This is a genomic window from Hymenobacter psychrotolerans DSM 18569 (assembly GCF_900142395.1).
GTDB lineage: Bacteria > Bacteroidota > Bacteroidia > Cytophagales > Hymenobacteraceae > Hymenobacter > Hymenobacter psychrotolerans.
The window spans coordinates 599,707-626,160 of the sequence record NZ_FRAS01000001.1; the positions used below are offsets into that span (position 1 = coordinate 599,707).

The 26,454-nt window shown below is 60.5% G+C and carries 24 protein-coding genes; 7 read left to right on the forward strand and 17 right to left on the reverse strand.

Translation table 11 applies throughout. The features are described from left to right. Positions 1 to 3: 3 nt before the first annotated feature. From BUE15_RS02490 to BUE15_RS02505, 4 genes are all read right to left on the reverse strand, one after another. The gene (locus BUE15_RS02490) at positions 4 to 1,860 is read right to left on the reverse strand and encodes an alpha-amylase family glycosyl hydrolase (protein WP_073281085.1); all 1,857 of its coding nucleotides are present in this window, start codon (positions 1,858 to 1,860) and stop codon (positions 4 to 6) included. Between the two features lie 326 nt (positions 1,861 to 2,186). Next, on the reverse strand, positions 2,187 to 2,894 hold the full coding sequence (locus tag BUE15_RS02495; protein ID WP_073281086.1) for an SDR family oxidoreductase: 708 nt from the start codon (positions 2,892 to 2,894) through the stop codon (positions 2,187 to 2,189). A 74-nt stretch (positions 2,895 to 2,968) separates the two neighbouring features. Next, positions 2,969 to 4,900: a glycoside hydrolase family 13 protein gene (locus tag BUE15_RS02500; RefSeq protein WP_084548765.1), complete on the reverse strand. Its 1,932-nt coding sequence runs from the start codon at positions 4,898 to 4,900 to the stop codon at positions 2,969 to 2,971. 242 nt (positions 4,901 to 5,142) lie between these two features. Continuing rightward, on the reverse strand, positions 5,143 to 6,585 hold the full coding sequence (locus tag BUE15_RS02505; RefSeq protein ID WP_073281087.1) for a hypothetical protein: 1,443 nt from the start codon (positions 6,583 to 6,585) through the stop codon (positions 5,143 to 5,145). A 321-nt stretch (positions 6,586 to 6,906) separates the two neighbouring features. On the opposite strand from BUE15_RS02505, the gene BUE15_RS02510 reads away from it, so the two are divergent. Together BUE15_RS02510 and glgP are read left to right on the forward strand one after the other, a co-directional pair. Continuing rightward, on the forward strand, positions 6,907 to 7,296 hold the full coding sequence (locus tag BUE15_RS02510) for an MmpS family transport accessory protein (RefSeq protein ID WP_073281088.1): 390 nt from the start codon (positions 6,907 to 6,909) through the stop codon (positions 7,294 to 7,296). 256 nt (positions 7,297 to 7,552) lie between these two features. Then, positions 7,553 to 9,202: an alpha-glucan family phosphorylase gene (gene glgP / locus BUE15_RS02515; RefSeq protein WP_073281089.1), complete on the forward strand. Its 1,650-nt coding sequence runs from the start codon at positions 7,553 to 7,555 to the stop codon at positions 9,200 to 9,202. Positions 9,203 to 9,276: 74 nt separating this feature from the next. Here glgP and BUE15_RS02520 read toward each other — a convergent pair whose 3' ends face one another. Further along, positions 9,277 to 9,855: an arylesterase gene (locus BUE15_RS02520; RefSeq protein WP_073281193.1), complete on the reverse strand. Its 579-nt coding sequence runs from the start codon at positions 9,853 to 9,855 to the stop codon at positions 9,277 to 9,279. 307 nt (positions 9,856 to 10,162) lie between these two features. Between BUE15_RS02520 and BUE15_RS02525 the strand changes: the two genes are divergently transcribed. Next, positions 10,163 to 10,480 carry a thioredoxin family protein gene (locus tag BUE15_RS02525; protein ID WP_073281090.1) on the forward strand — a complete coding sequence of 106 codons (318 nt, stop codon included), beginning with the start codon at positions 10,163 to 10,165 and terminating at the stop codon, positions 10,478 to 10,480. A gap of 11 nt (positions 10,481 to 10,491) precedes the next feature. Next, entirely contained in the window at positions 10,492 to 10,734 is a 243-nt protein-coding gene (locus tag BUE15_RS02530) for a DUF6952 family protein (RefSeq protein ID WP_073281091.1), read from the forward strand. Positions 10,735 to 10,821: 87 nt separating this feature from the next. On the opposite strand, the gene BUE15_RS02535 is transcribed toward BUE15_RS02530, so the two are convergent. The 3 genes from BUE15_RS02535 to crtD all read right to left on the reverse strand — a co-directional run bounded on the left by BUE15_RS02535 (position 10,822) and on the right by crtD (position 13,825). After that, complete coding sequence (locus BUE15_RS02535; RefSeq protein ID WP_139252091.1) at positions 10,822 to 11,439, reverse strand: TetR/AcrR family transcriptional regulator; 618 nt, start codon at positions 11,437 to 11,439, stop codon at positions 10,822 to 10,824. A gap of 89 nt (positions 11,440 to 11,528) precedes the next feature. Then, entirely contained in the window at positions 11,529 to 12,233 is a 705-nt protein-coding gene (locus tag BUE15_RS02540) for a carotenoid biosynthesis protein (protein ID WP_073281093.1), read from the reverse strand. A gap of 83 nt (positions 12,234 to 12,316) precedes the next feature. Next, positions 12,317 to 13,825: a 1-hydroxycarotenoid 3,4-desaturase CrtD gene (crtD, locus tag BUE15_RS02545; RefSeq protein WP_073281094.1), complete on the reverse strand. Its 1,509-nt coding sequence runs from the start codon at positions 13,823 to 13,825 to the stop codon at positions 12,317 to 12,319. A 309-nt stretch (positions 13,826 to 14,134) separates the two neighbouring features. On the opposite strand from crtD, the gene BUE15_RS02550 reads away from it, so the two are divergent. Further along, positions 14,135 to 14,401 (forward strand): hypothetical protein, encoded by a 267-nt coding sequence (locus tag BUE15_RS02550; RefSeq protein WP_073281095.1) that lies wholly within the window; start codon positions 14,135 to 14,137, stop codon positions 14,399 to 14,401. Next, the gene (locus BUE15_RS02555; RefSeq protein ID WP_073281096.1) at positions 14,376 to 15,260 is read left to right on the forward strand and encodes a prohibitin family protein; all 885 of its coding nucleotides are present in this window, start codon (positions 14,376 to 14,378) and stop codon (positions 15,258 to 15,260) included. Before BUE15_RS02550 ends, BUE15_RS02555 begins: the two co-directional genes overlap by 26 nt. A 151-nt stretch (positions 15,261 to 15,411) precedes the next feature. On the opposite strand, the gene BUE15_RS02560 is transcribed toward BUE15_RS02555, so the two are convergent. The 9 genes from BUE15_RS02560 to rbfA form a co-directional block, all read right to left on the reverse strand. Continuing rightward, positions 15,412 to 16,599 carry a class I SAM-dependent rRNA methyltransferase gene (locus BUE15_RS02560; RefSeq protein WP_073281097.1) on the reverse strand — a complete coding sequence of 396 codons (1,188 nt, stop codon included), beginning with the start codon at positions 16,597 to 16,599 and terminating at the stop codon, positions 15,412 to 15,414. A 98-nt stretch (positions 16,600 to 16,697) separates the two neighbouring features. Beyond that, positions 16,698 to 16,961, reverse strand: coding sequence for a hypothetical protein (locus BUE15_RS02565; RefSeq protein ID WP_139252092.1), 264 nt, complete (start codon positions 16,959 to 16,961; stop codon positions 16,698 to 16,700). A 316-nt stretch (positions 16,962 to 17,277) separates the two neighbouring features. After that, on the reverse strand, positions 17,278 to 17,781 hold the full coding sequence (locus BUE15_RS02570; protein ID WP_073281099.1) for an SRPBCC family protein: 504 nt from the start codon (positions 17,779 to 17,781) through the stop codon (positions 17,278 to 17,280). A 54-nt stretch (positions 17,782 to 17,835) separates the two neighbouring features. Beyond that, complete coding sequence (locus BUE15_RS02575) at positions 17,836 to 18,042, reverse strand: hypothetical protein (RefSeq protein ID WP_073281100.1); 207 nt, start codon at positions 18,040 to 18,042, stop codon at positions 17,836 to 17,838. A gap of 49 nt (positions 18,043 to 18,091) precedes the next feature. Continuing rightward, positions 18,092 to 18,874 carry a hypothetical protein gene (locus tag BUE15_RS02580; RefSeq protein ID WP_073281101.1) on the reverse strand — a complete coding sequence of 261 codons (783 nt, stop codon included), beginning with the start codon at positions 18,872 to 18,874 and terminating at the stop codon, positions 18,092 to 18,094. Between the two features lie 29 nt (positions 18,875 to 18,903). Then, complete coding sequence (locus BUE15_RS02585) at positions 18,904 to 21,864, reverse strand: DEAD/DEAH box helicase (RefSeq protein ID WP_073281102.1); 2,961 nt, start codon at positions 21,862 to 21,864, stop codon at positions 18,904 to 18,906. Between the two features lie 179 nt (positions 21,865 to 22,043). Next, complete coding sequence (locus BUE15_RS02590) at positions 22,044 to 23,273, reverse strand: ABC transporter permease (RefSeq protein WP_073281103.1); 1,230 nt, start codon at positions 23,271 to 23,273, stop codon at positions 22,044 to 22,046. Between the two features lie 186 nt (positions 23,274 to 23,459). Next, positions 23,460 to 24,269, reverse strand: coding sequence for a class I SAM-dependent methyltransferase (locus BUE15_RS02595; RefSeq protein WP_073281104.1), 810 nt, complete (start codon positions 24,267 to 24,269; stop codon positions 23,460 to 23,462). 117 nt (positions 24,270 to 24,386) lie between these two features. Continuing rightward, entirely contained in the window at positions 24,387 to 24,821 is a 435-nt protein-coding gene (rbfA, locus tag BUE15_RS02600) for a 30S ribosome-binding factor RbfA (RefSeq protein WP_073281105.1), read from the reverse strand. A 181-nt stretch (positions 24,822 to 25,002) separates the two neighbouring features. Here rbfA and BUE15_RS22455 point away from each other — a divergent pair, with 181 nt between their 5' ends. Continuing rightward, entirely contained in the window at positions 25,003 to 26,415 is a 1,413-nt protein-coding gene (locus tag BUE15_RS22455) for a hypothetical protein (protein ID WP_073281106.1), read from the forward strand. The last annotated feature ends 39 nt before the right edge of the window (positions 26,416 to 26,454 follow it).

Here is a 26,454-nt window from a genome sequence, read left to right on the forward strand (position 1 = left end):
TCATCACTTTTTAGGATTGATTTCGAAGATGTGGGCGCTCAGCGGGGGCAGCGTGAGGTTGAGGAACTCGGTGGGCGGCGCATCGTTGAGCAGGTCGGTGTAGGTGCAGAACGCAGTAGGGTCGAGGCCGATGCGCTTGCGTACATCCGCCGGGATGCTGATGGTGGGGCGCAGCGTTTTGTCGCGGCTGAAATTGACGACGACGAGCAGGCGCTGGGTATCGGTGTAGCGCAGGTAGCTGTAGAGCACCTTCTGGTCGTACTCCTTGCCCAGGTTGTTGGCGTCCTGCAGTTCGTAGAAGCGGCCTTTGCGGATAGCGTCGCTGGTGCTGGCCAGGTTGAGCAGGCGGCTGTAGAAGGCGCGCAGCTGCTTCTGGCTGTCGTCGAGCTTGCCGCCGTCGAACTTGCCGCCGTTCATCCATTTCTGGTGCTCCGGCACGCCCCAGTAGTCGAAAATGGTGGTGCGCCCGTCCTCACCCGAAAAGCCTTCCGACTTCAGGGCCGGCTCGCCCACTTCCTGGCCCGAATACAGCATCACGGGGCCCGAGGCCAGCGTGGCCGTCACGGCCATGGCCGGAATAGCGGTGCGCGGGTCGGTGGCGAAGTCTTTGGAGGCAATGCGCTGCTCGTCGTGGTTTTCCAGAAAGCGCAGCATTCTAGACGAGAAGCCGCGGCTTTCCTTGCGCCACACCTCCGTAATGTCGTCGGTGTTGCCGCCGGTGGTCATCAGGCGGCGCAGGCCGTCGTAGAGGCCCACTTTGTCGTAGAGGAAGTCGAATTTGCCCTCGTTGAGGTAGCGGCTGTAGACTTTGGGGTCGTAGGCTTCGGCAATGAACACGATGTCCGGCTTCACCTTCTTCACTTCCGGAATCACCCAGGTCCAGAACTCCACGGGCACCATTTCGGCCATGTCGCAGCGGAAGCCGTCCACGTCTTTCTTGGCCCAGAACACCAGAATGTCGCGCATCTTCTTCCACGTGTCGGGCACGGGCGAGAAGTTCGGCTTGCGGCCATTCTGGTAGTCCACGCCGTAGTTGAGCTTCACGGTTTCGTACCAGTCGTTCACGCTGGGGGTGGCCGAAAATACGTCGTTGCCGGTGGCTTTGGCGGGCGTTTCCACAAACTTGCCGTCTTCCTTCGGGCCCAGGGCCGCGCCCACCGGGTTGCCGCCTTTGGGCACCACCAGGCTCTGGCCGGGCAGGTAGTAGAAGTTGTTGTTGGGCGCGAAGGCCTTGGTTTTATCATCCTGAGCGCCCAAATCCACCACGCCGCCCGGCTTCCCGTCCGACTGGTAGCTGCGGGCCACGTGGTTCGGAATGAAGTCCATGAGCACCTTCAGGCCGTTTTTGTGCGTGCGCTGAATCAGGGCCTCGTACTCCTGCATGCGGGTTTTCACGTTCACGGCCAGGTCCGGGGCCACGTCGTAGTAGTCCTTGATGGCATAGGGCGAGCCGGCGCGGCCTTTCACCACGTCGGCATCATCGGGGCCGGGGCCACCCTGCTTGCTGAAGTCCGTCATGGTGGCGTGTTCGAGCACGCCGGTGTACCAGACGTGGCTCACGCCCATCTTCCTGATTTCCTGTAAGGCTTTGTCGGTGATGTCGTTGAACTTGCCCACGCCGTTTTCCTGCGCCGTGCCATAAGGCTTGTTCAGGGCCGTTTTGTTGCCGAACAGGCGCGTCATTAGCTGGTAGATAACCAGCTTGTTGTCCTGCGGAACCTCATCGGTGGTGTTGGGGTCGGGGGCAGCGGTAGTCGGGATATCGGACACGGGAACGGGGGTGTGCGCGGTCAGAAGGAAAGAAGAAAACGAAGCAAGCCCCAGCGAGAGGGCCACGGCAGGCAGTAGCAGGTTTCTCATACCGGGCAAGATAGGAAATGGAGAATTGGTGGGTTAGGGTGATGAGGTGAATCGTGATGAGGTAAATGGTGACAGGTGACAGGTAAAGGGTGATGAGGGAAAAAGCAGCCCGTCATTCCGAGCATGTGGCGCATCAAGCCAGTGGGCGGAGCCGCAGCCGAGGAATCTCGCGTGCTGAGCTATGCAACAGGCGTGCACAACAGGATTTACCACACTAGCGAGATTCCTCGGCTTCGCTCGGAATGACGTTCTTTTCACCTGTCACCTGTCACCTGTCACCTGTCACCTGTCACCTGTCACCATTTACCTCATCACGATTCACCTCATTACCATTCCTGCGTCAGCGGATGCAGCATCAGCTCATCTACCACCACGTGGGCCGGGGCTTCCAGCACGTAGCGCACGGCCTGGGCCACATCGGAAGGTTTGAGGTGGGTTTTTTCGGCGTCGGGGCTGCCGGGCAGCGAGTCGTTGAAATAGGTATCGACGAGGCCCGGATAAATGGTGCTGACTTTGACGCCGTGCGGGCGTACTTCCTTGCGCAGGCTGGCCAGCACGGCATCCTGGGCAAACTTGCTGGCCCCGTAGGCCGTGCCGTGCTCGAAGGTGCGCCGCGCCACATCGGAGGCAATGCCCACAATGTGGCCGCTCCGCTGCGCCTTGAAGTGCGGCACCACAGCCTTGCACAGCAGGAAGGTGCCTTTCACGTTCACGTCAAACATCCGGTCCCACTCAGTGGCCGAAAAGTGCTCCAGCAGATTGAACGAACCCACCCCGGCGTTGCAGACCAGAATATCGAGGCGGCCAAAGTGGCGCAGGGCTTCGTCAGCCACGTTCTGCGCATCGTCTGCGTCCGATACGTCGGCCGGAATGGCGAGGCCGCGGGTTTTGTGCGCTACCTCTTCCAGCTCGTCGGCGGAGCGGGCCACGCACACCACTTTGGCGCCCTGCATGGCCAGCAGCAGCGCTGTGGCGCGCCCAATGCCGCGGGAAGCTCCCGTAACAATAGCAACTTGGTCGGTGAGGTCAGTCATAGCAATGCAGTTGAGGGAAAAAGCTCATTTACAAGGTATAGCAAAACCAACTTGTTCCTGCCGGCGCCCGGTTTTTACTTCTTCAGCTCCACCACCCAGGCCGTGCGGCCCGGCAGTTTCACCGTTTTCAGGTTGGGCAGGGCCGTGTCCGTCGTGACTTCCGTGCCGGAGCTGAAGCCGTTGAGGCGCTCGGCGAAGCGGGCCATATCCACGGTTTTCTCGTCCTTGTTGGAGTTCATCATCACCATCACGGTGCCGGCGTCGGAGTAGCGGAAGTAGGTGTATACGCCTTCGTTCGGGATGAAGTGCTGGTACTTGCCGGCGTGCAGCGCGGGATGCGTTTTGCGGTAGTTGGCCAGCTTGCTCACGTAGTTGAAGGCCTCCGCCTCCTGCCCCGTGCGGTTCGTGAACAGGTTCTTTTTGTCGCCGGCCCAGCCGCCGGGGAAGTCTTCACGCACCTTCCCGTCGGGGTCGGAGAAGTTCTTCATCAGCACTTCGGTGCCGTAGTACAGCTGCGGAATGCCGCGCGTGGTCAGCAGCCAGGCCAGCCCCATCTTGTACTTGGCAAAGTCCTCCCCTATCACCGAGTAGAAGCGGCTCATGTCGTGGTTGTCGAGGAACACCACGTTGCGCATCGGGTCTTCGTAGAGCCAGTCGGCCTGCAGGGTGTAGTAAAGCTTGTTGATGCCTTCGGTCCAGCCGGCGTCCTTGGTCAGCGCCTCGTTGATGGCGTACTGGCTCTGGAAGTCGAGCACAGCCGGCATGTTGCTCTTGAAACCATCAACTTCGGGCAGAATGTTGCGGGCGAAGTACGCCTGCTGCTGGGTGCCCTGCACCCAGGCTTCGGCAAACATGCCCAGCTTGGGATACTCGTCCAGCACCGCCTTGCCCCAGTCCATCAGAAACTTACGGTCGGAGTAGGTGTAAGTGTCGACGCGGTAAGCATCGAGGCCGGTGTACTCTACCCACCAGATAAAGTTCTGAATCAGGTAGGTGCTCACCAGCGGATTGCTCTGATTCAGGTCGGCCATGCTCGTATCGAACCAGCCTTCGCCAAACTGCTTCCGGTCGAAACCCGACACGTAGGGGTCGTTGAAGGCCGCGTCGCGGAAGTTGCTGCGCGTGAAGGCGGGCCACTGATGAAACCAGTCTTTGGCCGGCGCATCCTGAAACAGGTAGCCCTGGGTGCCCATGTGGTTGAGCACCACGTCGTGCACCACCTTCAGGCCCTGCTGGTGCGCCTGCTGCACAAACGACACGTACTCGGCATTGGAGCCAAAGCGGGGGTCTACGGCGTAGAAATCGGTGAGGGCGTAGCCGTGGTAGCTGGCTTTGGGCTGGTTGTTTTCTACGATGGGCGTGGGCCAGATAGCCGTGACGCCCAGCTGCCTGAGGTAGTCGAAGTGGTCGGCAATGCCCTTCAGGTCGCCGCCGTGGCGGCTGTACATCGAGTCGCGGGCCACGGCCGGCGCCTTCATGCCCTTGATGTAGTCGTTCTTCGGGTCGCCGTTGGCAAACCGGTCGGGCATGAGCAGGTAAACGAAGTCGGCCGTGGACACGCCCTGCACTTTGGTGGGGTCCTGCGGCGTGGTGCGGGCGCGCAGCTCGTAGTTGTAGCGCACCGTTTTCTTGCCCTTAAACTCCAGCGCCAGCTGCCCCGGTTTGGCGCTGGGGCTGATGGTGAGGTTGACGAGCAGGTAGTTCGGGTTTTCCAGCGGCTGCACGCCGTCCAGGGTCACCCCGTCGTACTTCAGGCTCACCTTGCTGCTCCCGATACCGGCACCGCGCACCAGCAGCTGCAGCTTCGGGTTCTTCATGCCCACCCACCAGAAAGTCGGGTCGATGCGCTGGATGGGCGCGCTTTTCTGGGCGTTGGCCGCCAGCATGGCCCCGTTGCTGGCCAGCCGGGCCAGCGCCACCGGGTTGAGCTGGGCCTGAGCGGGCGCAGGCAGCAGGTTGGAAGCCAGCAGCGAGCCAGCCAGCAGCAGAAGACGGGAAGTAGTCATGGGCGCAGTGGGAATCGGGTCAGAAAGGGGGCAAGTTACGGCAGGAAGCCGCCGGGAATATAATGCTGAACTGCGCGGAATCCGTGTTGTATTGACCGATTCTGACGCTTTGTAGCGCCGCAGTGGGCAATCAGGCTCTGTAGCCGCGGAATTTCCCCCTACTTCTACCCTGCTCTGCTCCAAACAAAAACCCCGTGGCCCGACTACCGGACCACGGGGTTTTCCTGAAAAACAGAGGGCGGTTACTGCAGCCTGGCCAGCCAGAGCGAGGCGTTCATGTGCAGGCGCGGATGGCTCACGTTTTCGCCCCAGCCATCGTACACGGTGTTGCCCGGCGAGCCGGTGCCATCGTCCACCGGCGAGGAGTCGCCGATGATAACCACGCGGCCCGAGCCGAACGTGCTGCTGGCCGCCATTGCCAGGTTGTTGCCTTGCGTGGCCGATTTGCGCCAGATCAGGCCCTGCACGGTGGCGTTGGCCGTGGGGTTGAGCGTCATGGTGGCGCCGTTGTGGAAGGAAAGCTGCGACACCACGCCCTGCGAGCCATTCAGAATGGGGTTGCTGCCGGTACGCACGTTGCTGCTGTTTTCCACGATGTTGTCCATGTTCACCGAGAAGCCGAACGGGTTGGTTTTCACCGAGTTGTTCTGCATCAGGTCGTTCCAGATGGCCGGCGAGTCCCAGCCGTCGTTGTTGCGGTCCGAGATGGTGTGGTCCGAAATCATGAACAGGCCGCCGCCGTTCTGCACAAACTGCAGGATGGCGGTTTTCTCGGCCGCCGTGAATACGATGTTCGGCTCGTCTACCACAAACACGTGGTAGTTGCTCAGGTCCTGTGGGTTAGAGGCGTTGCCGTAGCTGATGGCCGTGCCGGCCGGCAACTGCTCCACGGTGTGGCCCAGCTTGGCCAGCGCCACGCCCCAGGCCGAAATGGCGCCGGTCCAGTAGGTTTCCGGGGTGCTGCTCGTGATGCCGCTCTGCGCCGGCGTCGGGTAGCGCGAGGCCACGCCGCTGTTCACGTCCAGCACCCAGTCGGCGTTGCCGGCCAGCTCGCCGTGCGAGCCATCAAACAGGAATTTCCTGGCGCCGGTAGCGGGTGGCGTGGTGCCGCCGCCGCTGCCATACTGCTCCACGGTGATGTTGTCGATGTTGATGCGGTTGGTGCCGCCCGACGTTTTGCGGATCTGCAGGCGCACCGCGCCGCTCAGGTTCACGGTAAACGAAGCCGTGCTGAGCGTGGTGGCGCTGCTCGTGATGCTGCTGCCCACTTTGGCGTAGCTCGAGCCGCTGTTCTGGCTGGCCCACAGCTCCCACTGCGAGCTGCCATCGGTGCCATACACGGCGTGCGCCACCGTCACGATGCCGGCCCCGGCCGGGGTGTTGAAGTTCATCGTGAGCGAGCCCACATTACGGATCCGGGCCGACTGGCTGCCCGTTTTGCGGTCGGCGGTGGTGTTGCCGAGCAGCGCATCGTTCAGCGTCCAGGAGCCCGAGCCGAGCGTGGCGGAGCCGGTGGTATACGCGGTTTTGGTGCCCGTCTCGAAGCCTTCCGGAAAGCCGGTGGCACTCACGTTGGCAGTAGCAGTGGCCGTAGTAGCGGCGGGCGTAGCAGGCGTCAGCTCCTGCTTGGAGCAGGATGCCATGAACAGCATCACCGCTGCCGCACACACGAAATGGAACTTCATAAGTGAGTTGGTTGGAAAGTGGAAAAGGAGTGGCTCGCTTAGCCCGCGCAGCGCGTCAGGCTGGTTAAAGGTACCCGGTATTGTTCTACCCAACCACTTATGTCCTAATTCTATACGCTGCCATTCACGCGTCTCATGGGAACTAAAGTGAGCCGCTTTGCCACTCCGGCTAGCCACTGGCGGGTGACAGGGTAAAATGTCCGTTCCGGGATGAGCAGGCATGCTTCCGGCCGCCATCAGGATGGGTAGTATTACAATAACATTGTATAATTATATTTGCCCGCTCAACCCTTTCCTCCACATCTTATACCCTGGTTTCTGATGAAGAAATTGGCCTATCTGCTCTTGACTGGCAGTGTACTCGCCTTCACCGGCTGCAGCAAAGACGATGACGACAACAAGCCTGCCGGCCCCCGTGAAAGAGAAGTAGAGTATCGGATTTCGACCCCGACCAGCGGCGCTACCGCCGACATCATCTATGCCAACGAAACGGGCGGCACCACCATCCTCGACAACGTGGCGCTGCCCAAAACCTACAAGTTCAAACGTACGCTCAAGCAGGGAGAGGCCGTTAATTTCCTGGCCCAACTGGACGGAGCTACCGCCAGCAGCGAAATAACGGGCACTATCCTGCTCGATGGAACGCAGGTAAAAACCGAAACCGGGCGCGGCAACTCGGCTCAGGTAAACATCGTGTATGTAATTCAGTAGCCTGCGGCAACTTCCCACCGGCCGGCACATCCGCAAAGCGCGGGTGGGCCGGCCGCTTTTTTTGCGCCTGCAGTTGCAGCGGAAGCCGCCACCACTGATCAGCAATTCATCGATTACTGGTGTTGTATTGACCAGTTTTAGCGCTAATCTGCTATCTGCGGTGTCATTCAACACGTGTCACGGGGAAAATCCGATATTTGGGCCCGTCGTATGCTGGTTGCCAGCACGGCGTTACCTTCTCACCGACCTTCCCCCTATGGCTTTTGACTTTAAACCCTACACGCCGGCGCCCGAATTCGCAACCCAGGCAGTGTATTTCTCCATGGAGTTTGCTCTGGATCAGGCCCTCAAAACCTACTCCGGAGGCCTGGGCTTCCTGGCCGGTTCGCACATGCGCTCCGCCTACGAGCTGAAGCAGAACCTCATCGGCATCGGTATCCTCTGGACTTTCGGCTACTACGACCAGGGCCGCAACGAGGACCAGACGATGCGCTGCGACTTTCGCCACAAGTACTACTCCTTCCTCGAAGACACGGGCCTCATCTTCCCCATCACCATCCATGGGACCGAAGTGCAGGTGAAGGCCATGTACTTGGCTCCCGACACGTTCGGAACGGCCCCGATGTTCTTCCTGACCACCGACATCCCCGAAAACGATTACATCTCGCGGACCATCTCGCACCATCTCTACGACGCCGACACGGCCGCCCGGGTGGCGCAGAGCATTCTGCTGGGCGTGGGCGGCGGCAAGCTACTGGACGTGCTGGGCGTGCAGACGGACGTGTATCACCTCAACGAGGGCCACGGCCTGCCGCTGGCATTCTACCTCTACGAGAAGCACGGCCGCAAGCTGGAGGAAGTACAGAAGCGCCTCGTTTTCACGACGCACACGCCCGAGCTGGCCGGCAACGAAGAACACCCCATGCGGCTGCTCACCGACATGACGTTCTTTGGCTCAGTGCCCGCCGACGAAATCCGCCGGGTGGCGGGCGTCGAGAACGAAACGCTCAACTACACGCTCACGGCTCTGCGCTTCTCACGCATCTCCAACGCCGTGTCGAAGGTGCACGGCACTGTGGCCAATGACATGTGGGGCGCCAACCCGGGCATCTGCCCCATTATTGCCATCACCAACTCGCAGAACGGCACTTACTGGCGCGACCAGCAGCTGCACGAGGCGCTGGAAGCCAACGACGACGCGGCACTGAAAGCCCGGAAGCGCAAGCTGAAAAAGCAGCTCTTCGACATCGTGGCTGACCAGACCGGTACGCTGCTCGACCCCGATGCGCTGACCGTGGTGTGGGCCCGCCGCTTTGCCGGCTACAAGCGCGCCGACCTCATTCTGCACCATTTCGAGCGGTTCCAGGAGCTGGTGAACCGCGCCGACCGGCCGGTGCAGGTTATCTGGGCCGGCAAGCCCTACCCCAAAGACTACGGCGCCATCGGGCTGTTCAACGACATCATTGAGAAAACCAAAGGCCTGAAAACCTGCGCCGTGCTTACGGGCTACGAGCTGGCACTGTCGGGCTACCTGAAGCGCGGCTCCGATGTGTGGCTGAACACGCCCCGCTTCCCGCGCGAGGCCAGCGGCACCAGCGGCATGACGGCCGCCATGAACGGCAGCCTGAGCCTGAGCATTGCCGATGGCTGGATTCCGGAGTTTGTGCAGCACGGCCACAACGGCTTCGTCATCCCGCACACCGACATCCACCAGCCCGACCACGTGAAGGACAGCATTGAAGCGGCGAGCCTGCTCGATGTGCTGGAAAACGAAATAATTCCGCTTTACTACGACGAGCCGGTGAAATACCTGGCCGTGGCCAAAGCCGCCATGCGCGAGGTAGAGCCCGAGTTCGAGTCGGGCCGCATGGCTACGGAGTACTACCAGAAGCTGTATAAGGCGTAGCGGCCCTGGCCCGCGGCCACACACTACGGTATCAAAGCGCCCTGCCGAATACGTTCGGCAGGGCGCTTTGTCTTTTATGTGGTCAACAGCCCGCTCAGCACCGCCCACACGTTGTCGGCGAGCAGCTTGTGGCCGGCGGCGTTGGGGTGCACGCCGTCGGGCAGGTTCAGCTCGCGGCGGCCCAGCACGCCCTGCAGCAGAAACGGCACGAACGGCAGGCTGTTTTTCTCGGCCAGAATACGAAACAGGGCCTTGAACTCGGCGGCATAGCGGCCGTACTGGTGCCCACCCAGCGCGCTCAGGTCGAAGGGAAACTCCAGCCCTACCAGCACAATGCGCGCCTCCGGATACTTCAGCCGCACCTGGTCGATGATGGCCTGCAGGTTCTGGGTGGTTTCGCGCACCGGAATGCCGCGCAGCCCGTCGTTGGCGCCCAGCTCCAGCACAAACACATCCACGGGCTGGCGGGCCAGCACGGACGCCACGCGCTGGCGGCCGCCGGCACTGGTTTCGCCGCTCACGCCGTAGTTGAACGTCTTGTAGGGCAGGTTCAGGGAGTCGAGGCGCTGCTGCAGCAGGCTGGGAAAGGCGGCGCTGGCCGGCAATTGGTAGCCGGCCGTGAGGCTGTTGCCGAAGAAAATGATGTTTTGCATACGGGGAGGCGGGGACGTGGCGGCCCGCTGAGTGGCGGCAGAATCCGGCGCTCCGCAGGCAGCCAGCAGCAGGCACACGAAAACCAGGAGATACTGCATATAAACAAGCGCCCGGCAAGTAACCGGGCCTGCAGCGTATACTCCGTGGGGCTGGTTGAAAGTTGCCGGCTTCCTTCGGTTTGTTGGGGCGGCGGGCGGGAAATCTGCGGCAGAACAAACCTTTTTACCGGTTTCCGGCTTTACCTTTGCTGAAGGTAAGAATCATTCTTATCTGGATTTACGCCGTTTCTCACAAAAAACTGACCCAATGCCCGTTATCAAAGCCACGGACGCCGAATTTGCCGAGCTGCTCGAACAGAATGAGAAAGTAGTGGTGAAATACTACGCCGATTGGTGCGGCAACTGCCGCCTGTTTTCGCCCAAATACAAGCGTATGGCCGTTGCTATGCAGGAGCAAGGCATCAAGTTTCTGGACGTGAATGCCGAAACCAGCCCCGAGGCCCGCAAGCTGGCCAACGTTACCAACCTGCCCTTCTTCGCCGTGTTCCGCAACGGCGAGCTGCTGGAAACGGTAGCAGCCAGCAAGGAAGAAGCCGTAGCCGCCCTGATTTCGCGCCTCAACTAAGCCCGCCGCTCATGAAAATGCCCGTTATCAAGCGCCTGGTGGAAACCCAGACGCTGGAAGCCCTGGTAGCTGCCGAAGAGGCGCTGCTGGAAGAGCAGGAGCCGGCCTTTGAGGTGGAAGGTGAAGACGAAGGCGAGAAGCTGACCCACGTGTTTGCCGCCATCTTCATCCTCAACCACATGCAGGAACACGGCTCCCAGTTTAAAGACGCTCTGCGCGAATACACCAAGAAAGTACGCGTATCCATCAGCTAAGCTGCCGGTACCGCACCTACCACAACGGGCCGACCCTATGCAGGGCCGGCCCGTTGTGGTAGGTGCCTTGTGGTAGGCGCCGGATGGCTAGCGGCCCCAGGCTTTGCTGAAGTGAGTGGCCGTCAGGCGCATGCCCTCTTCGGTGCACAGGCCCAGCACGTACGGAAAGAAGATGTGATAGTACACCTCGCCCAGGTTGGTCTGGTCGGGCGGAAAAAATGTCTCGTTCAGCACTAAGCTAAACTGGGCCAGCAGGATACGCGCAATAAACGGCGCATCAAGCGCGGCCCGGAGCTGCCCTTCCTGAATGCTTTCCTGAATAAGACGCGTGAGCAGCGGGTAGGCGTACTCCTGCAGATACGTCTGCATCGTTTCCCAGACCAGCGGAAACTGCTCCCGCACAATATGGTAGTCGTGGTGGGAGCCGCGCAGCTCCTGCACGCTGTGGCGCAGCAGTGCCAGCAGGCACTCCACGGGCGTGGCGAGGTTGGCAAAAAGCTCCTGATGCTCGTGGCGCTGCCGGGCCAGGTTGTAGCGCGTCACTTGCAGCAGCAGCTCTGCCTTGGAGCCAAAAACTGTCCGGAACGTGCTGGGCGTCAGATCCAGCGCGGCCGCCAGCTGGTCTTCGTGCAGCAGGCGTATCCCCATATCCCGCACCAGCAGGTTCGTTCGCTCAAGTAATTGGTGGAGTAGTACTTGCTCCATAAAGGGGGAATAAGGGGTAAGTCGGGGAATGGGCTTTATTCAAGAACGATGATGGGCATAACAAATAATATTCCACAATGGAAATATTTTTAGCTGAGCAGGCCCAATCCGAAAAAGAAAAGCAGTTGCAGCATAAATATAAACGGAGCAAGTGCATTATGTTTTGCGAAATGGGTGCGGTTGAAAAACACCTGCAGAATCAGGGATACAGCAAACCAGCCCTTGAAATTCTGCAGTGGAATTACATCAAAGCGCCACTGCCAGAAGTCGTAGCGCACAGCTACGGGCTCCAGGCACGCATCGAGGCCTACCATGAGCAGTGTGGCTACCAGGGCCCGCAAAAAGTCCGGGATGGGCAGGTAGCGGGCCATAACGCCGGTGGTATACACCAGCATCAGCCAGTTGACTCCTATCATCAGGGGCACGCCCAGCCATTTGGTACCCAGCGTGGGGCCGTACTGGTAGAACCCAAACAGCAGCCCGGTCCGGATGCCGATAACCTCCACGAAGAAGCCCACGGCCATCGTGACGGCGCAGAACCACCAGAACGTTGCGGTCTTCTCGGTCTGGTACGCCAGCAGCAGGCCCACGGTCAGCAGCAGGTTCAGGGGCACAAACTGCAGATAGAACGAGGGGTCTTCGGCGAAACCCAGGCCCAAAAACCCCGTGACGTGAAACAGCAGCAGAATGCCCTGGGCCAGGCGCAGCCGGCGGCGCTGGGCAGTGGCCTGCGCGGTAGCAGCTTCGTTCGGGGGGGTAGCCTCAGTGGGAAGGTGTTGGATGGAGTCGGGCATGGAGAGAAAAGCAGGGAAAGGCAATGAGACGTGGGCAGGCTGCTGCGCCGCATAAGCGCTGGCCGCAGCAGCCTAGTCCGCTTTTATGCCTCATTCTTAATCAGGTCAGAAACAATACGGGCCGAAAGCAGGCAGAGCGGAATGCCGCCGCCGGGATGCACCGAGCCACCGCAAAAGTACAGCCCTTCCAGCTTCCGCGAGAAGTTGGGGTGGCGCAGGAAAGCGGCCAGCAGGTTGTTGCTGGAACTGCCGTACAGCGCGCCCCCAAACGAGGAAGTACGCCGCTCAATGCCCGGCGGGTCCCAGACCTGCTCAGCCCGGATCAGGGGAGCAATATCGGTGCCCAGCGCCTGGCTCACACGGGCCAGCACGGCCGCACGGGTGCGGGCGACCAGTGCCGGCCAGTCCTGCCCCTGGTCATGCGGAACGTTCACCATCACAAACCAGTTTTCATGGCCGGCCGGCGCATCGGTGGGCGTGTGGCCGCTCGTGATGTTCACGTACACCGTAGGGTCGTCGGCAATGGTGTGGTCCTGGAAGATGGCCGCAAACTCGCGCTTGTAATCAGCCGAAAAGAAGATATTGTGCACTCCCAGCTCGGGAAAGCGCCGGGCGATGCCCCAGTAAAAAATCAGGGCAGAGGACGAGCGGGGCTGGGCCAGCGTGCTTTCCGGCGCAGGCTGCGCGGGCAAGAGGCGGCGGTAGGTAGGCACCACGTCCATGTTGCTGACCACCAGTCCGAAGTCGTACACATCCTGCGGCGTGCGCAGGCCCGTCACGTGGCCGCCGGCCGTCAGGATTTCCTCCGCCGGCTCGTTGTAGCGGAACGCTACGCCCAGCTCTTCGGCCAGGCGTACGAGGCTTTGGGCAATGGCATAGATGCCGCCTTCGGGGTAAAAAGCGCCCAGGCCGTGCTCCAGATGCGGAATCAGGCTGAGTGTAGCGGGTGCCTGGTAGGGGTCGGAGCCGTTGTAGGTGGCAAACCGGTCGAAGAGCTGCACGAGGCGCGCATCCTGCGGGAAAGCCGCCGCGTGGCGCTGGTGCATGGTGCTGAGCAGGCCCAGCTGGGGCAGCACCGCCAGCGCCTTCAGCACTTCGGGACTGAGGTAGGTGCCGGCTTTGTGCAGCGACTTGTGCAGAAACGTGCCCGCCGTGCCATCATACGCCTGGCCGCTGCGCCGCAGAAACTGCAGCACCTGCGTCGCCGGCACGTGCAGCTTGTCCTGCACTTCCTGCGCAAACCTCTCTTCGTCGGCCCAGGCCGTGAGGCGGGTACCATCGGCGAAGAAGTACTGCGTGATGGGGTCGAGGCGCTGGTAGCGGAAATAGTCCTGCGGGTTGCGGCCGGCCAGCTCGAACAACTCATTCACGAGGTGCGGCAGCGTAAACAGCGAGGGGCCACCGTCGAAACGGTAGCCGCCGGGCAGCTCCAGCTGGTGCATTTTGCCGCCGAAGCTTTCCTGGGCCTCAAATACCGTGACTTTGTGCCCGCGCACCGCCAGCCGCACGGCCGTGGCAATACCGCCAATACCAGCCCCAATAACAGCTACCGGACGAGAAGCAGGAGAAACGAACGTTTTTTTTCGGGCCACAGAGCAAGATAAAGGGTATGCGCAAGCTACAACTCCAAAACTCACCGGATGGCTTCAACTGGCCGCCGAAAAAGTAGGCCCGGGCAGCGGCCGCGGGGGCGAATGTTGGTTTAATTGCCATGCAATCAGAAATATGCGCCCAAGGCGCGCAACGCTCACGTTTGAGCAGAGCCGGCCTTCTTCACGGCCCATACGGCGCATGGGTTCCGGCTGTAGCACCCGACGGGTGGTCAGCACCCTGCCAGGAGGTGTGTGGTGCCGACGGATGCCGATATTGCCGCCAACATCAGTAGATTTGGATACTCTGTTATGGCTCCAAAATACATTTCTTACCTGTGGCTGGGCGGCTGGCTGGTGTTTTACGCCGCCGTGCTGCCCTATGCCGTGCCCCTGTGCCTCGACTGGCTAAGCAGCCCCTCCGACTGGTGGCTGATCTGCGGGCTGCTGGGGGTTCTGGTGCTGGCGGCGGGTGTGGTTCTGTCGCTGTACCAGGCCGGCCGGGCCATTCTGCGTTATTTCTCTACTTCTATTCCCTCTTCTTCGCCACCTAATGGCCGAATTTCAACTAAACCCTAGCCGCAACTGGCTGAAGCCGCTGGTATTCGTTGGGCTGTTGCTACTAGCCCTGATTGCGGGCTGCAGCCTGATAAAAGTAGAACGCATTGATGCCGGCAACGTGGGCATCAAGGTGAACCTGGCCGGCTCCGGCCGCGGCGTCGACGACATCACCTACACCACGGGCTGGGTGTTTTACAGCCCGCTCAGCACGGCCGTGTACGAGTTTCCGGTCTACACCCAGCACAAGGAATATGAGGAGTTTGAGGTGCAGAGTCAGGACGGTTCCAGCTTCGGCGTGGCTCCCAGCCTCAACTACTATATCCAATCGGATAAGGTGGATGACATTTTCCGGCAGTACCGCCGCCCGTTGGCGGCCATTGAGGACGGCTTCCTGAAAACGGCCGTGTACGAGGCCTACCGCGTGGCCACCAACCGCTATACCGCCGACAGCCTCATCAGCAACCGGGGCAGCTACGAGGCACGCGTGAAGGCCAACCTCGTGGGGCAGCTCCAGGGCATGGGCTTCAACGTGCAGCAGATTACCACCAAGCTGGAGCCGCCGGCCAGCCTCAAAGCCGCCATCGACGCCAAAAACACGGCCGTGCAAACCGGCCTGCAAACCGAAAACCGCATCCGGCAGGCCGAAGCTCAGGCCCGCATCAATATTGCCGAAGCCGAAGGCCGCGCCAAAGCCATCCGTATTGCCGCCGACGCGCAGGCCTACGCCAACGAGAAGCAGCAGCAAAGCCTCACGCCGCTGCTGGTGCAGATGCGCTGGATTGAAGCCTGGGAGAAAGGCGGCAGCGCCGTACCCACCTACACGGGTGGCAATAGCAGCCAGTTCCTGATGCAGATGCCCCCGGCGGGCGCCAAGTAGCTTGCTGCTTAAAAAGCTGCCGAAAAACGTCATCCTGAGCAACGCGAAGGACCTTACCACCCTAAAACGAAGCTTCTATACAGTTGACGTTCGGTGGTGGTAAGGTCCTTCGCGTTGCTCAGGATGGCAACGTTAAAAGCAAGCGCCGGCTCTATTCCACGGCCAGCACCAGACCTTTCAGGTATTCGCCTTCGGGGTGGAACAGGCTGACGGGGTGGTCGGCGGGCTGGGTGAGGCGGTGCAGAATGCGGGCGGGCCGGCCGGCTTCGATGGCCGCTGCCAGTACCGCGCCCTCAAACAGCTCGGCCGAAACCACCTGCGAGCAGCTGAACGTGAACAGCAACCCGCCTGGCGCAATGTGTTTGATACCGGCCGCATTCAGGCGCTTGTAGCCCATCAGGGCATTGTGGCGGGCCGAAAGGTGCTTGGCAAACGCGGGTGGGTCGAGCACAATCAGGTCGTACTGCTCCTGAGTGGACTTGAAGAAGCTGAACACGTCTTCGGCGTAAGCCGCGTGCTTGCTTTCCAGACCAGCGAGGGCAGCGTTGCGCTCAGTCAGCTCAATGGCCTTTTTGCTGGAATCCACGGAATGCACCAGCTCGGCCCCGGCCTGCAGCGCGTAGGAGCTGAAGCCACCGGTGTAGCAGAACGTGTTGAGCACGCGGCGGCCGGGCGCGTAGCGGGCCAGCAGACTGCGGTTGTCACGCTGGTCGATGAAAAAGCCGGTTTTCTGGCCCGTTTCCCAATCTACCGCAAACGGGTGGCCGTTCTCGTGTACTACGTGTTCCTGCCCATTGCTTTCCCCGAACAGGTAGCCATTTTGCGCCCCCGGTGCGGCTTTGGCGGGCACGGTTTCGGCACTCTTGTCGTAGATGGCGCGCAGGCCCGGAATGACTGCCTGCAACGCAGCGGCAATGAGCGGGCGGGCTTTGTACATGCCGGCGCTGTGCGCCTGCACTACGGCCGTGTCGCCGTACACGTCAATGATGAGGCCGGGCAGGCCGTCACCTTCGGCGTGGGTGAGGCGGTATACATCGGTGCTGCCGGTGCCGGTCAGGCCCAGGCCCTGGCGGAGCTGGTAGGCATTGCGCAGGCGGTTTTCCCAGAACGTGGCATCGGGCAACTGCGCATCGGGGCCGAAGTCGAGCATACGGACGGCAATGGAGCCGGGCGCATAGTGGCCCACACCCAGCATTTCGCCGTTGGCGGCCTGCACCAGTACTACTTCGCCTTCCACCACTTCACCCTGCATCCGGCCAATGGCCCCCGAAAACACCCACGGATGGCGGCGGCGCAGAGATTGGTCTTTTCCGGGTTTGAGCGTGACAGTGGCAGGCATGGCAGCAGAATTAGCAGATTGGACTGCAAAGGTAGCCCCACCAGCGCAGGATTCGCGGGCGGCCCTGGATTTCGTGCCCGCTGTAGCGGCAGCCGGGCTTATCCGAACGGGTCGAGGTAGGCGATGAGCACCGCCAGAGCCGAGAGGCCGGCCAGCACGGCCCATACCGGCCCGCCCCAGATCAGCAGGCCCAGCAGCGCAATGGGCAGCACCACCAGCCCCAGCACGCCCAGTACCGTGGTGCCTAGCCCCACTTCGGTTGGGCGCTGCGGTGCCGCTACTTTGGCGGCTTCCGATTGCCTCGTCGGCTTGGCTAGTAGCGGCTGTTGGTGAGCGTGCGCCTGCTGAATGGCTCGGGCCACTACCCGCAAAGGCGGCCTTTTTGCTAGTTGTCTGCGTGGCGGAGCGGAGCAGGTAGCGGATTGAGCCGCCGCTGCCGGTACAGTAGCTACTACCGAAGACGTGGCAGAATCGGGTGTAGCTGGAAGAACAGCTACCGAAGGAACTGGCCAAAACTGATACGCTGAGCGGCTGCTACTGCAGCCCGCCGCACCACTCAGAACCAGCACGGCCGTCAGCAAACGAAAAACAGCCCGAAAGCTGCGGAGAGAAGTAGGAATATGCATGAGCAGGGCCGGATTCGGGGCAATATACGCGGGTTGACTGGGGCATATACGGCTACTGCGGCTTCAGCGCTGCCTTGCCGGGGGCCGGGCCCAAAATAGGGGCGTTGCCATCCGGCCGGCCAAAGTAGCGCCGGTAGATAGGGCGCCGCCAGGCAAACTGCGCCCACATGGCCGGGTATAGCAGCGCATCAAGCCACCGAAACGGGCTGCGAAACTCCAGATCTTCCACGATGAAGGTGCCGCCACCGGGGGCAGGCTGCAGCAGGTGGCGGTGCCGCCAGAAGCGCAACGGCTTGGGCAGCGTCTGGCCTTCATCCACAAAGAAATACGTGCCGTCGGGCCGGATGCCGTGGTCGGTGATGAGCGAGGTCCAGAGCTGACGAAGCAGGCCGGCGCCCAGCTCCAGATGCACCTCGTCGCCGCGGTGGCAGCCATCGAAACGAAGCAGGTGGAATGGCGGAAATGGCGGCGCCAGGTCCAGAAACAATTCCCGTGTGAAGCCGGCCCACACCTGGGCCGGGGCAGCCGCTACGTGCGTACGAAGAAGTAAGTGCATGGCTGCTTAACTCCCGCGCAGCCTACTGGGTTTGGTCTGGTTGCCAGAGCGCCGCTACTGCGGCATAAACCAGTGCAGGTAGCCGCAATTGTCACACTCATAGCAGATGGCATGCGGGTCAGCCCAGTCGGAGGTGAACAGCCCGGCACGTTCCAGTCTCACCTCATTGCGGTGGAAGCCCTGGTGCCGGCAGATAATGCAGTGCAGCGTGTGGCCTTTTATTTCTACCCGGACGGGTTTTGGCGCGTCGAACAGGCCCATATGCTGTTTCTCTGGTTATGCTTGATCCCTGTGTAAGTATGCCAGATGACTATTTCTCTCTCATTACTGCCATAGCATCTACTATTGTAAAGCTATGATCATCGAAAGTCAGGAATTTTCCATTACCAATTCCTCGTAGTCTGGCCGGAGGGAAATCACCAAAACGTTTGATTTTATCCTTCCTGTCCCACCAGAAGAAACACGTGTCTTCGTAGGAACCACAGAAAATAACGTTGCCACGCGTGGTGGTTAGGGCATGGCTACCGCAGAAATCATCCGGGGTTTGCTGATGAGTTACCTGGTAGTCGGTAAGACGTAGCTCCAGCAAGGGAAAGTCAGTGTAGGGATAGAACAGAATACTGTCTTTGCCCAGTTTGCACATGCAATAGCAGTCCAATATAAAGTGAGCCGGGTTGCTTGAATTGAACCCCCAAAGCTGCTGACCATCAAAGTTGAACACGGCCAACCCGTCACTACTGGGTTTACCACTACCTATGCCCTCGTCAAAATAAGAAATTACAATCTTCTCGTCCTGCACCAGAACAGCTTCAACTGCATCTCCTGCATTGAACGTCAGCAGCTTATTGCCGCTAACTCCGAAAACATGACCGTTGTCTTGCGGGCCACGCCGGGATTCCACTATCAGGAATCGGGTATCATCAATTTTTCTGATCAGGGGAAATCGAAACTGCTGCTGCAGCGCCAGTCGCCACTGGTTGGTCCAGACTTCCCAGTTGCTCAATAAGGCAATGAAGTTGCCGTGCTCGTCTGAATCAAGGGTAAGTAGCCGAAGCTTGCCAGAAGTAAGGGGGTAAACGGTCTGGAAATTCAATAGTTCCGTGTTGTTAATCTGCGCCAGTATTACCCGAGCAGTTCCTCAATATCTTCTTTGGTGAGGCTCTTGATGATGGCTTCGTCCGTGGTAATCAGGTCCGTCACCAGCTGAATCTTCTTGTTTTGCAGGGCCAGAATCTTCTCCTCCACCGTGTTCTTGGTGATGAATTTATAGGTGAAAACGGTTTTCTGCTGCCCGATGCGGTGGGCGCGGTCCACGGCCTGCGCCTCCACGGCGGGGTTCCACCACGGGTCCAGAATAAACACGTAGTCGGCGGCGGTGAGGTTGAGGCCCACGCCGCCCGCTTTCAGCGAAATCAGGAACACGCGCAGCTTTTCGTCCTCCTGAAAGCGGTTCACCACCTTGTGCCGCTCCCGGGTGTTGCCGTCGAGGTAGGCGTAGTCAATCTGCCGCTCATCCAAAGAAGCCCGTACGATATCCAGGTGCTTAACGAACTGGCTGAATACAAGCACCTTGTGGCCTTCCGATACCACGCTCTTAATCATCCGGACCACCTCGCGCAGCTTGCCCGACTCGTGCTCATACTCCTCGTCGGCCATGCGGGGGTGGTTGGCAATCTGGCGCAGCTTGGTGAGGCCCTGCAACAGCATAAACTGGGTGCTGGCCGTGCCGTGCTCCTCGATGTTCTGCAGAATCTTGTTGCGGTAGTAGCTCTTGGTTTCCTCGTAGCAGTGCTGCTGCTCCTCGGTCATGGGGCAGTAGCTGAGGTGCTCAATCTTGTCGGGCAGCTCGCGGGCCACCTGCGCTTTGTGGCGGCGCAGAATGAAGGGCTTGATGAGGGCGTGCAGCTTGCGGGTGCGCCCTTCATCCTTGCCCTTCTCGATGGGCTTGAGGAACTCCTTGCGGAAAAACGTCTGGGTGCCCAGCAAACCCGGATTGATGAACGACATCTGCGACCAGAGGTCCATCGTGCTGTTTTCCACGGGCGTACCGGTCAGAATCAGGCGGTGGCGCGAGTGCAGCCCGCGCACGGCCTGCGACGTAGTGGAGCTCGGGTTCTTGATGGCCTGCGACTCGTCCAGAATCACGTAGTCGAACTTGTAGGTTTTCAGCAGCTCAGCATCCAGGCGCACAATTCCGTAGCTGGTCAGCACCACGTCGTAGTCGGCAAACTGCTCTACGTTTTTGTCGCGGTAGGTACCCGTGTAGGTCAGGATGCGCAGGTCGGGCGTGAATTTCTGGGCCTCGCTCAACCAGTTGTAGACAAGCGAAGTAGGCATAGCCAGCAAGGAGGCGGCCCCGCCGGCCTCGCCGCTTTCCTTGCGCTGCAGCAGTAGCGCCAGCGTCTGAATCGTTTTGCCCAAGCCCATATCATCGGCAAGGCAGCCCCCGAAATGGTAGTCCTTCACGAAGTGCAGCCAGTTGTAGCCGGCTTTCTGGTAGGGCCGCAGCTCGCCCCGGAAGCCGCGCGGCATCGGCTGGTCTTCCACGGTTTCGAAGCCGCGCAGCTTTTCCAGCTTGCGGCTCATGACCACCGTGGCCAGGCTGCCGTTCTGCAGGTCCGAAACCAGGGCCAGGTGGTGCTTGCGTAGCGTGAGGGTGTGCGCCTGCTCCTCGGCAAACGCAAACAGCTCCAAATACTGCGTAAACCACTCCTCCGGGATGATGGCAATCTGGCCGTTGGGCAGCCGGAACTCGTGGCGGCGCTGCAGAATGTAGGAGCGCAGCTTGATGAACGGAATTTCGAACTCGCCGAAGCGCACTGTACCGCGCACATCAAACCAGTCGTTGGCCTCCGTGATGCCCACTTCCACGCTCACGGCCCCGATAAAGTAGTCTTTGCCGGACGTGCTGCCCTGCTGCACCGTGAACCCCATGCGCGCCAGCTCGTCGGCGTGGTGGTGTAGCCAGCGGAAGGCGGTGGCCTTTTCCAGCACGGCCCGGCCGTTGCGCACTTCCAGCGCCCGGTCGGCCAGCTCCCGAATGATTTCCTGTTCCCGGTCGAGGTTGCGCACGAGCCGGTGGAAAATGTAGTTGTCTTCCTTCTTTTCCAGCTTCACGCACACCCGCTTGTCATAGCCGTTGTGCACGGTGTGGTCGCCGTAGCGGAAGCTGAGGTCGAAGTGAATGTGGTCAGAAACGGCGGCCGTGGCTACGGCCGAGCCCCCGGTTTCGGCCAGCGCCCGCCGGGCGGCCGGACGCACCTCTTCCACCACAGTGGCAGTCGGGGCATCCGAAAACGTGAGCTGAGGCCGCGCCACGTAGCGTTCCGAGCGAATATCGAAGCCCCGGGCGTGCACATCAAACGACTCGACCAGCGGCGCCACGAAACGCTGAAAATAGCTTTCCTCAACCTGCCGCGGAATTACGATGAACTTCTTGTTGAGGAAGGGCTTGATCTTCTTGCCGTCCACATCGTTGCGGAAGTGGTAGAGCACATTATCGAGAAGCAGCCAGGCCGGCTGCTCGCACACGATTACCGCGTTCTTGTACTGAAAATCAAGCTTCTGATTCTGGTATTGGATGGTTGGGAAGTAGTGCGTGTTGTCTTCGTTGCGGCGGAAGTGAAACAGCACGGAAGCCGGCTCCGGGGCCAGCTGCATCTCGCGCCAGGTCGGCTCGCCGTCTTTGCCCATGATGAACACATACTTGCCGTGCAGACGCTCCAGAATCTGGCCCATGCGCTCCTGCACGTAGCGGAAGATAACGTCCTGCAGCGCTTTGTCGCCTTTCTCGGGGTCGTATATCTTCAGGAAGAAGTCGGCCGGCGTGGTTTTTTTCGGCCAGAATTCCTTGATAACTGCATCCTGCTGAATCTGGTCGGTGAGGGCCACCAATTCGAAGTCGATTTCATCCAGACCGTCGGCAAACTCAGGGGCGTTTTTAGCGGAGACGGTCTGGTGCTGGAGCGTGAGCTGGTCCTTATTGTTGCGCTGAACTACGTAAGACTCAAATAAATATCCCAGATACTCGTGCTCGAGTAGTGAATAAACAATCTGAAAAGGTTGAGAGGTGGAAACCTTCATGAGGATAAAAATCGACCAAAATGCAGCGTTGAATGTACTGACAAATGCTAAATTCCTGTTTTTTTAGTGAAAAGTAAAATTCATTCTATAAATAATCACATTTATAAGACGAACCCTATACTCCACTATGCCTGAAGGGCCTTTCAGGTAGATGGAATACTGATCAGGTCCGGGGAATGTTACAGATTCTCGCGCACGTCGAGCTTGGCGGCGTTCAGCGCAGGCCGGATAGAAACGGCAATGGTGATGACGACAATGGCCAGCCCGGTAAGCACGATATCCGCGAATTGCATCTTTACGGGGTAGGAGTCGACCACACTGGTGGCCATGCCCATACTCACGATATGGAACGTCTGCTGCAGCCAGCAGATGGTGATGCCCAGCGCCAGCCCCGTAGCGGCCCCTACCAGCGCCACAATAGCACCTTCGAGCAGGAAGATGCGGCGGATGTCGCGCGGAGTGGCGCCCATAGCCAGCAGAATGGCCACATCCTTGCGCTTGTCGATAACCAGCATCGAGAGCGAGAAGAAGATGTTGAGCGAGGCAATCAGCAGAATGAAGGCGAAGGTGATGAACACGAACATCTTCTCCACCTTGATGGCCTTCAGCAGGCTTACGTGCTGCTCATCGGAGTCAAGCACCTTGAACTTGCTGCCCAGGTGCTGCTTGATAACGGCTTTCACCTTCTGGATGTCGTGCTCGTCGCCGACGTTTACCTCCAGGGCGGTGCGCCGGTCGCCGTAGTGCAGCAGCTCTTCGGCAAACTCAATCGGGACGAAGATGTAGCTGTCGTCGATGTGCTGCTCGATCAGGAAGACGCCGCCGGCCGTAATGGTTTTCTCGGTGAAGGCGGTTTCGGGGTTGAGCGACAGGGTTTTCTTGCCGGTATTGCGCGGATACAGCAGGTGCAGCGGTGCAAAGCGGTTGTTGAGGGCAATACTGAGCTCGTGCTGCACACCGGCCCCGAGCAGCGCGTATGGCTCGCCACCGCGGCGGAGGCGGTGGTCGCCTTCCACAATGGCCGAGTCGATGTTGCTCTGGGTGTAGTAGTTCTCCGAAACGCCCTTCATCTTCACCACCATCTGGCGGTCGTGGTACTGCAGCAGGGCGTTGTCCTCGATGACTTCGGTGAGCAGGCCCACGCCCCGGATGCGGCGCAGGTCATCGAGCATCTTCTCATTCACCGGAAACGACTTGCCTTCCACGGCCGTCACCAGCAGGTCGGGGTCCGATTTGCCGTAGAGCGTGCGCACCAGATCCTCCAGCCCATTGAACACCGACAGCACAATAATCAGCGCCATCGTGCCCACCGCCACGCCAATCATGGAGATGTTGGAGATGATGCTGATGATGTTGCGCTTCTTCTTCGAGGAAAAGTAACGCCGGGCAATGAGCAACGGAACGTCCATGCGGGGCGTGAATGGTGGAAAGGCGGGTGGGGCAGTAGTGGCTAAAGGTACTTAACTGGCGCGGGTGTTGGCTATACCCAAAGAGCCGGCCGGGCTGGCTCCTCAGAAACGCCCGGCCTTAAAAATAACGGCCGGCGGGAGCCCCAAGATACGCCACTCCCCGAAAAAGGTAGCGGCCCCGAAGGCTTACTTCCAGGCTTTCACGATGAGGCCGGTGCCGGAATCGTGCGTGGTGCGGGCATCCAGCCAGTTGAGCAGCAGGCAGAACGGGAACGTGACGAGGTAGTAGAATGGCAGCAGCAGGAAGAACAGCTTCGACTGGCCGAGCATCAGAATCGGGTATTTCATGCTCAGGCGCCACGAAATCTGGCCCGGCTCGCCGTAGCTGTAGCGGGCCTCAATCCGCTCGAAACCGGCGGTGCGCAGCTTCTGCTGAATTTCATGAATGTTGTAGCCGTCGCGCACGTGCTCCTCAATGAAGCTGGTTTCGCCATCGGAGTGCACGTCGGAACCGCCCTGGTCGGAGGGGGTGGAAATAAGCAGCATACCGCCGTCCTTGAGCGAGGCGTGCACGTTGCGGAACACTTCCACGTCTTCCAGAATATGCTCCATCACGTCTACCGACAGGGCCAGGTCGAAGGTGTTGGGCTCCTGGTAGAGCACAAGGTCCTGGACGGCAAACTGCACGTTGGTGCGCCCAATTCCGCGGAAGAACTGGTTGGAATCGGCAATCTGCTCGTCTTTCACATCCACGGCCAGAATGCTCCACTTCGCACTCATGCCCGACAGCCAGTAGGAGTACTGGCCGTAGCCGGAGCCGGCATCCAGGATGGTCAGCTTCTCGTCGGTGCGGCCTTTGGCCCACTGGCGCAGCTCGCGGTGCACGTGCCAGGTGCGCAGCAGCAGCAGATCCAGCAGATGATAAAACAGGCGGCGCAGTAGCGGCGTCCGGTTAAAAACCTCGCCCAGGGAGCGTTTAATGGGGTCGTAATGCAAGACAATGAGTGAATGAGTGGATGAGCGAATGAGTGAATTGCAAGTGGAGAGCCCTAGAGAAATGAGCACATCAGGATGTCATCATTCTCTCATTCACTCATCCACTCATTCATTCATTCATTCATCCTCGTCAGCGAAGAGTTTGGGGCGTTTGGGCGCGGCCTCGCCGGTTTGCTCATCGGCTTCGGGCTCGGGCGCCGGAATGTTGAGCTGGCCGAACACCTGGTCCATCTTGGCGGCGTAGGCCGCCGAGTCGTCGAGGAAGAAAACCAGGTCGGGCACGATGCGCAACTGCTGCCGGATACGCTTGGCCAGGGCCTGGCGCACCATTTTCTGGTTGTCGCGCACCAGGGCCAGGGTGGCTTCGCCGCTGCCTTCCTTCGCCAGTAGCTGGCTCAGGTACACGCGCGCCACGCCCAGGTCTGGCGATACGCGCACGGTGCTGATGCCCGGGGCCAGGCCCGGAAACAGGTGCGGCAGGTCGCGCTGAAACACGGCGGCCAATTCCTGCTGCAGCAGGCTGGATACTTTTTGCTGTCGTTTGCTTTCCATAGGAATCGGCAAAGATAAGCAGGTGATTACGTAATTAGGCGAAAAGTAACCGGGGCCGGTCCGGCGTTGCTGCTCAGGCCCAGGCTGCTGCTGGTCTGGCGCACAGCCCCTGTCGGTGGGCATGGAGGCAAGGCCGTACCTTTGCCGGCTCTCCCCTGTCACCTGTCATCTTCCTCCTGGCTTGCTTCAATTCTTTAAAAGCCCTCTGCCCACGCGCCTGGTGGCGCTGCTTGTGTTGGTGCTGGCCGTGCGGCTGCCGCTGCTGTGGTGGGGCGTGCCGCTCACGGCCATTGAGCTGCGGGCGCTGCTGGTAGGCGAGCGGCTGCACGAAGGAGCCCTGCCCTACCGCGACCTGTACGACGCCACCGCCCCGCTGGCCGCGGCACTTTTTGCCGGCCTCGACGTGGTTGCGTCGCGGCCCTTGTGGCTCTACCGCATCATTGCGCTGGCCCTGCTCGTTACGCAGGCGCTACGCCTGAACTTTGTACTCAACCGGGCCGATGTGCACCCGGAGCGCGGCTACCTGGCGGCCCTCACCTACCTGCTGCTGGCCAGCGCCACTACGGACCTCGATATTCTGTCGCCGCTGCTGCTGGGGCACACGTTTATCATTCTGGGGCTGAGCGCGCTGCTGCCCACTTCGCGGGAAGGCTACGACAACCGGCGGCTGTTTCGGGCGGGGTTTCTGATTGGGGTGGCGGCGCTGTGTTACCTGCCGCTGGCGCTGTTTCTGCTGGTCGGGTTGTTTGCCGTTATCATCTTCGCGGCCAACTCGTTCCGGAGCTTTCTGCTGCTGCTCTGCGGGTTTGGGTTTCCGTATGCGGTGGCCGCCACGTTCTTCCTCTACACCGATGCGCTGCCCGATTTCAGCCGGTTTCATCTGGTCCCTACGCTCAGCGGGCTGGTGCTGGGGGCCGACGGGCTGCCGCTGCTGCTGCAATGGCGGCTGCTGGTGCTGCCCGGCGCGGTGCTGCTGCTGGCGCTGGCCCGCATGTTCACCACGTCGCTGGGGCTGGTGTTTCAGGTGAAGTTTCAGCAGATGATGCTGGTGTGGCTGCTGGTAGCGGGCCTGATGGCGTGGGCGGGGCGGGGTGTAGCGCCCGGCTCTTTGGTGCTGGTGCTGCCGCCCGTCACGTATTTCAGCCTGTATCTGTGGCAGAAAGCGCCCCGGGGCTGGGTGGTGGAAGTGGTGTTTGTGGCGGTGCTGGCCAGCGTAGTGGGGCTGCGCTACCGCGAAATCCTGCACCTCGAAACGGTGCTACAGTTTCCGGCCGAAAGCCGCTACGCCGTGCAGCCCAACCCGCAGTACGCCGCCATCAAGGGCCAAAGCCTGCTGGTGCTGGGCCCCGATATGCGTCCTTACATCGACAACCGCCCGGCCTCGCCCTACCTCGACTGGCGCCTGGCTCAGGCTGATTTCGGGTATCTGAGCCAGTACGCGGCCGTGTACCGGCTGTCGCGCAACCTCGCTCCTGCCCCACCCACGGTCCTGATTGACCAGACCAACCGGCTGGAGGAACTGCAGTACAAAGTGCCCGCCATCTTCGGCCGCTACCAGCCTACGGCAACCCCGCGGGTGTATCGGTTGAAGTGATGGGGTGATGAAGTGATGAGGTGACAGGTAAGTGGTGAA

What these genes read in the sequence shown, in the direction of transcription:
- BUE15_RS02560 (WP_073281097.1), bottom strand. Translation starts at nt 16,599, where the DNA reads ATGCCTGCCACTGTCACGCTCAAACCCGGAAAAGACCAATCTCTGCGC.
- BUE15_RS02510 (WP_073281088.1), top strand. Translation starts at nt 6,907, where the DNA reads ATGAAGAAATTGGCCTATCTGCTCTTGACTGGCAGTGTACTCGCCTTC.
- BUE15_RS02535 (WP_139252091.1), bottom strand. Translation starts at nt 11,439, where the DNA reads ATGGAGCAAGTACTACTCCACCAATTACTTGAGCGAACGAACCTGCTG.
- BUE15_RS02490 (WP_073281085.1), bottom strand. Translation starts at nt 1,860, where the DNA reads ATGAGAAACCTGCTACTGCCTGCCGTGGCCCTCTCGCTGGGGCTTGCT.
- BUE15_RS02500 (WP_084548765.1), bottom strand. Translation starts at nt 4,900, where the DNA reads ATGACTACTTCCCGTCTTCTGCTGCTGGCTGGCTCGCTGCTGGCTTCC.
- BUE15_RS02495 (WP_073281086.1), bottom strand. Translation starts at nt 2,894, where the DNA reads ATGACTGACCTCACCGACCAAGTTGCTATTGTTACGGGAGCTTCCCGC.
- BUE15_RS02585 (WP_073281102.1), bottom strand. Translation starts at nt 21,864, where the DNA reads ATGAAGGTTTCCACCTCTCAACCTTTTCAGATTGTTTATTCACTACTC.
- BUE15_RS02575 (WP_073281100.1), bottom strand. Translation starts at nt 18,042, where the DNA reads ATGGGCCTGTTCGACGCGCCAAAACCCGTCCGGGTAGAAATAAAAGGC.
- BUE15_RS02570 (WP_073281099.1), bottom strand. Translation starts at nt 17,781, where the DNA reads ATGCACTTACTTCTTCGTACGCACGTAGCGGCTGCCCCGGCCCAGGTG.
- BUE15_RS02550 (WP_073281095.1), top strand. Translation starts at nt 14,135, where the DNA reads ATGGCTCCAAAATACATTTCTTACCTGTGGCTGGGCGGCTGGCTGGTG.
- rbfA (WP_073281105.1), bottom strand. Translation starts at nt 24,821, where the DNA reads ATGGAAAGCAAACGACAGCAAAAAGTATCCAGCCTGCTGCAGCAGGAA.
- BUE15_RS02590 (WP_073281103.1), bottom strand. Translation starts at nt 23,273, where the DNA reads ATGGACGTTCCGTTGCTCATTGCCCGGCGTTACTTTTCCTCGAAGAAG.
- BUE15_RS02540 (WP_073281093.1), bottom strand. Translation starts at nt 12,233, where the DNA reads ATGCCCGACTCCATCCAACACCTTCCCACTGAGGCTACCCCCCCGAAC.
- BUE15_RS02525 (WP_073281090.1), top strand. Translation starts at nt 10,163, where the DNA reads ATGCCCGTTATCAAAGCCACGGACGCCGAATTTGCCGAGCTGCTCGAA.
- BUE15_RS02555 (WP_073281096.1), top strand. Translation starts at nt 14,376, where the DNA reads ATGGCCGAATTTCAACTAAACCCTAGCCGCAACTGGCTGAAGCCGCTG.
- BUE15_RS02505 (WP_073281087.1), bottom strand. Translation starts at nt 6,585, where the DNA reads ATGAAGTTCCATTTCGTGTGTGCGGCAGCGGTGATGCTGTTCATGGCA.
- glgP (WP_073281089.1), top strand. Translation starts at nt 7,553, where the DNA reads ATGGCTTTTGACTTTAAACCCTACACGCCGGCGCCCGAATTCGCAACC.
- BUE15_RS02530 (WP_073281091.1), top strand. Translation starts at nt 10,492, where the DNA reads ATGAAAATGCCCGTTATCAAGCGCCTGGTGGAAACCCAGACGCTGGAA.
- BUE15_RS02520 (WP_073281193.1), bottom strand. Translation starts at nt 9,855, where the DNA reads ATGCAAAACATCATTTTCTTCGGCAACAGCCTCACGGCCGGCTACCAA.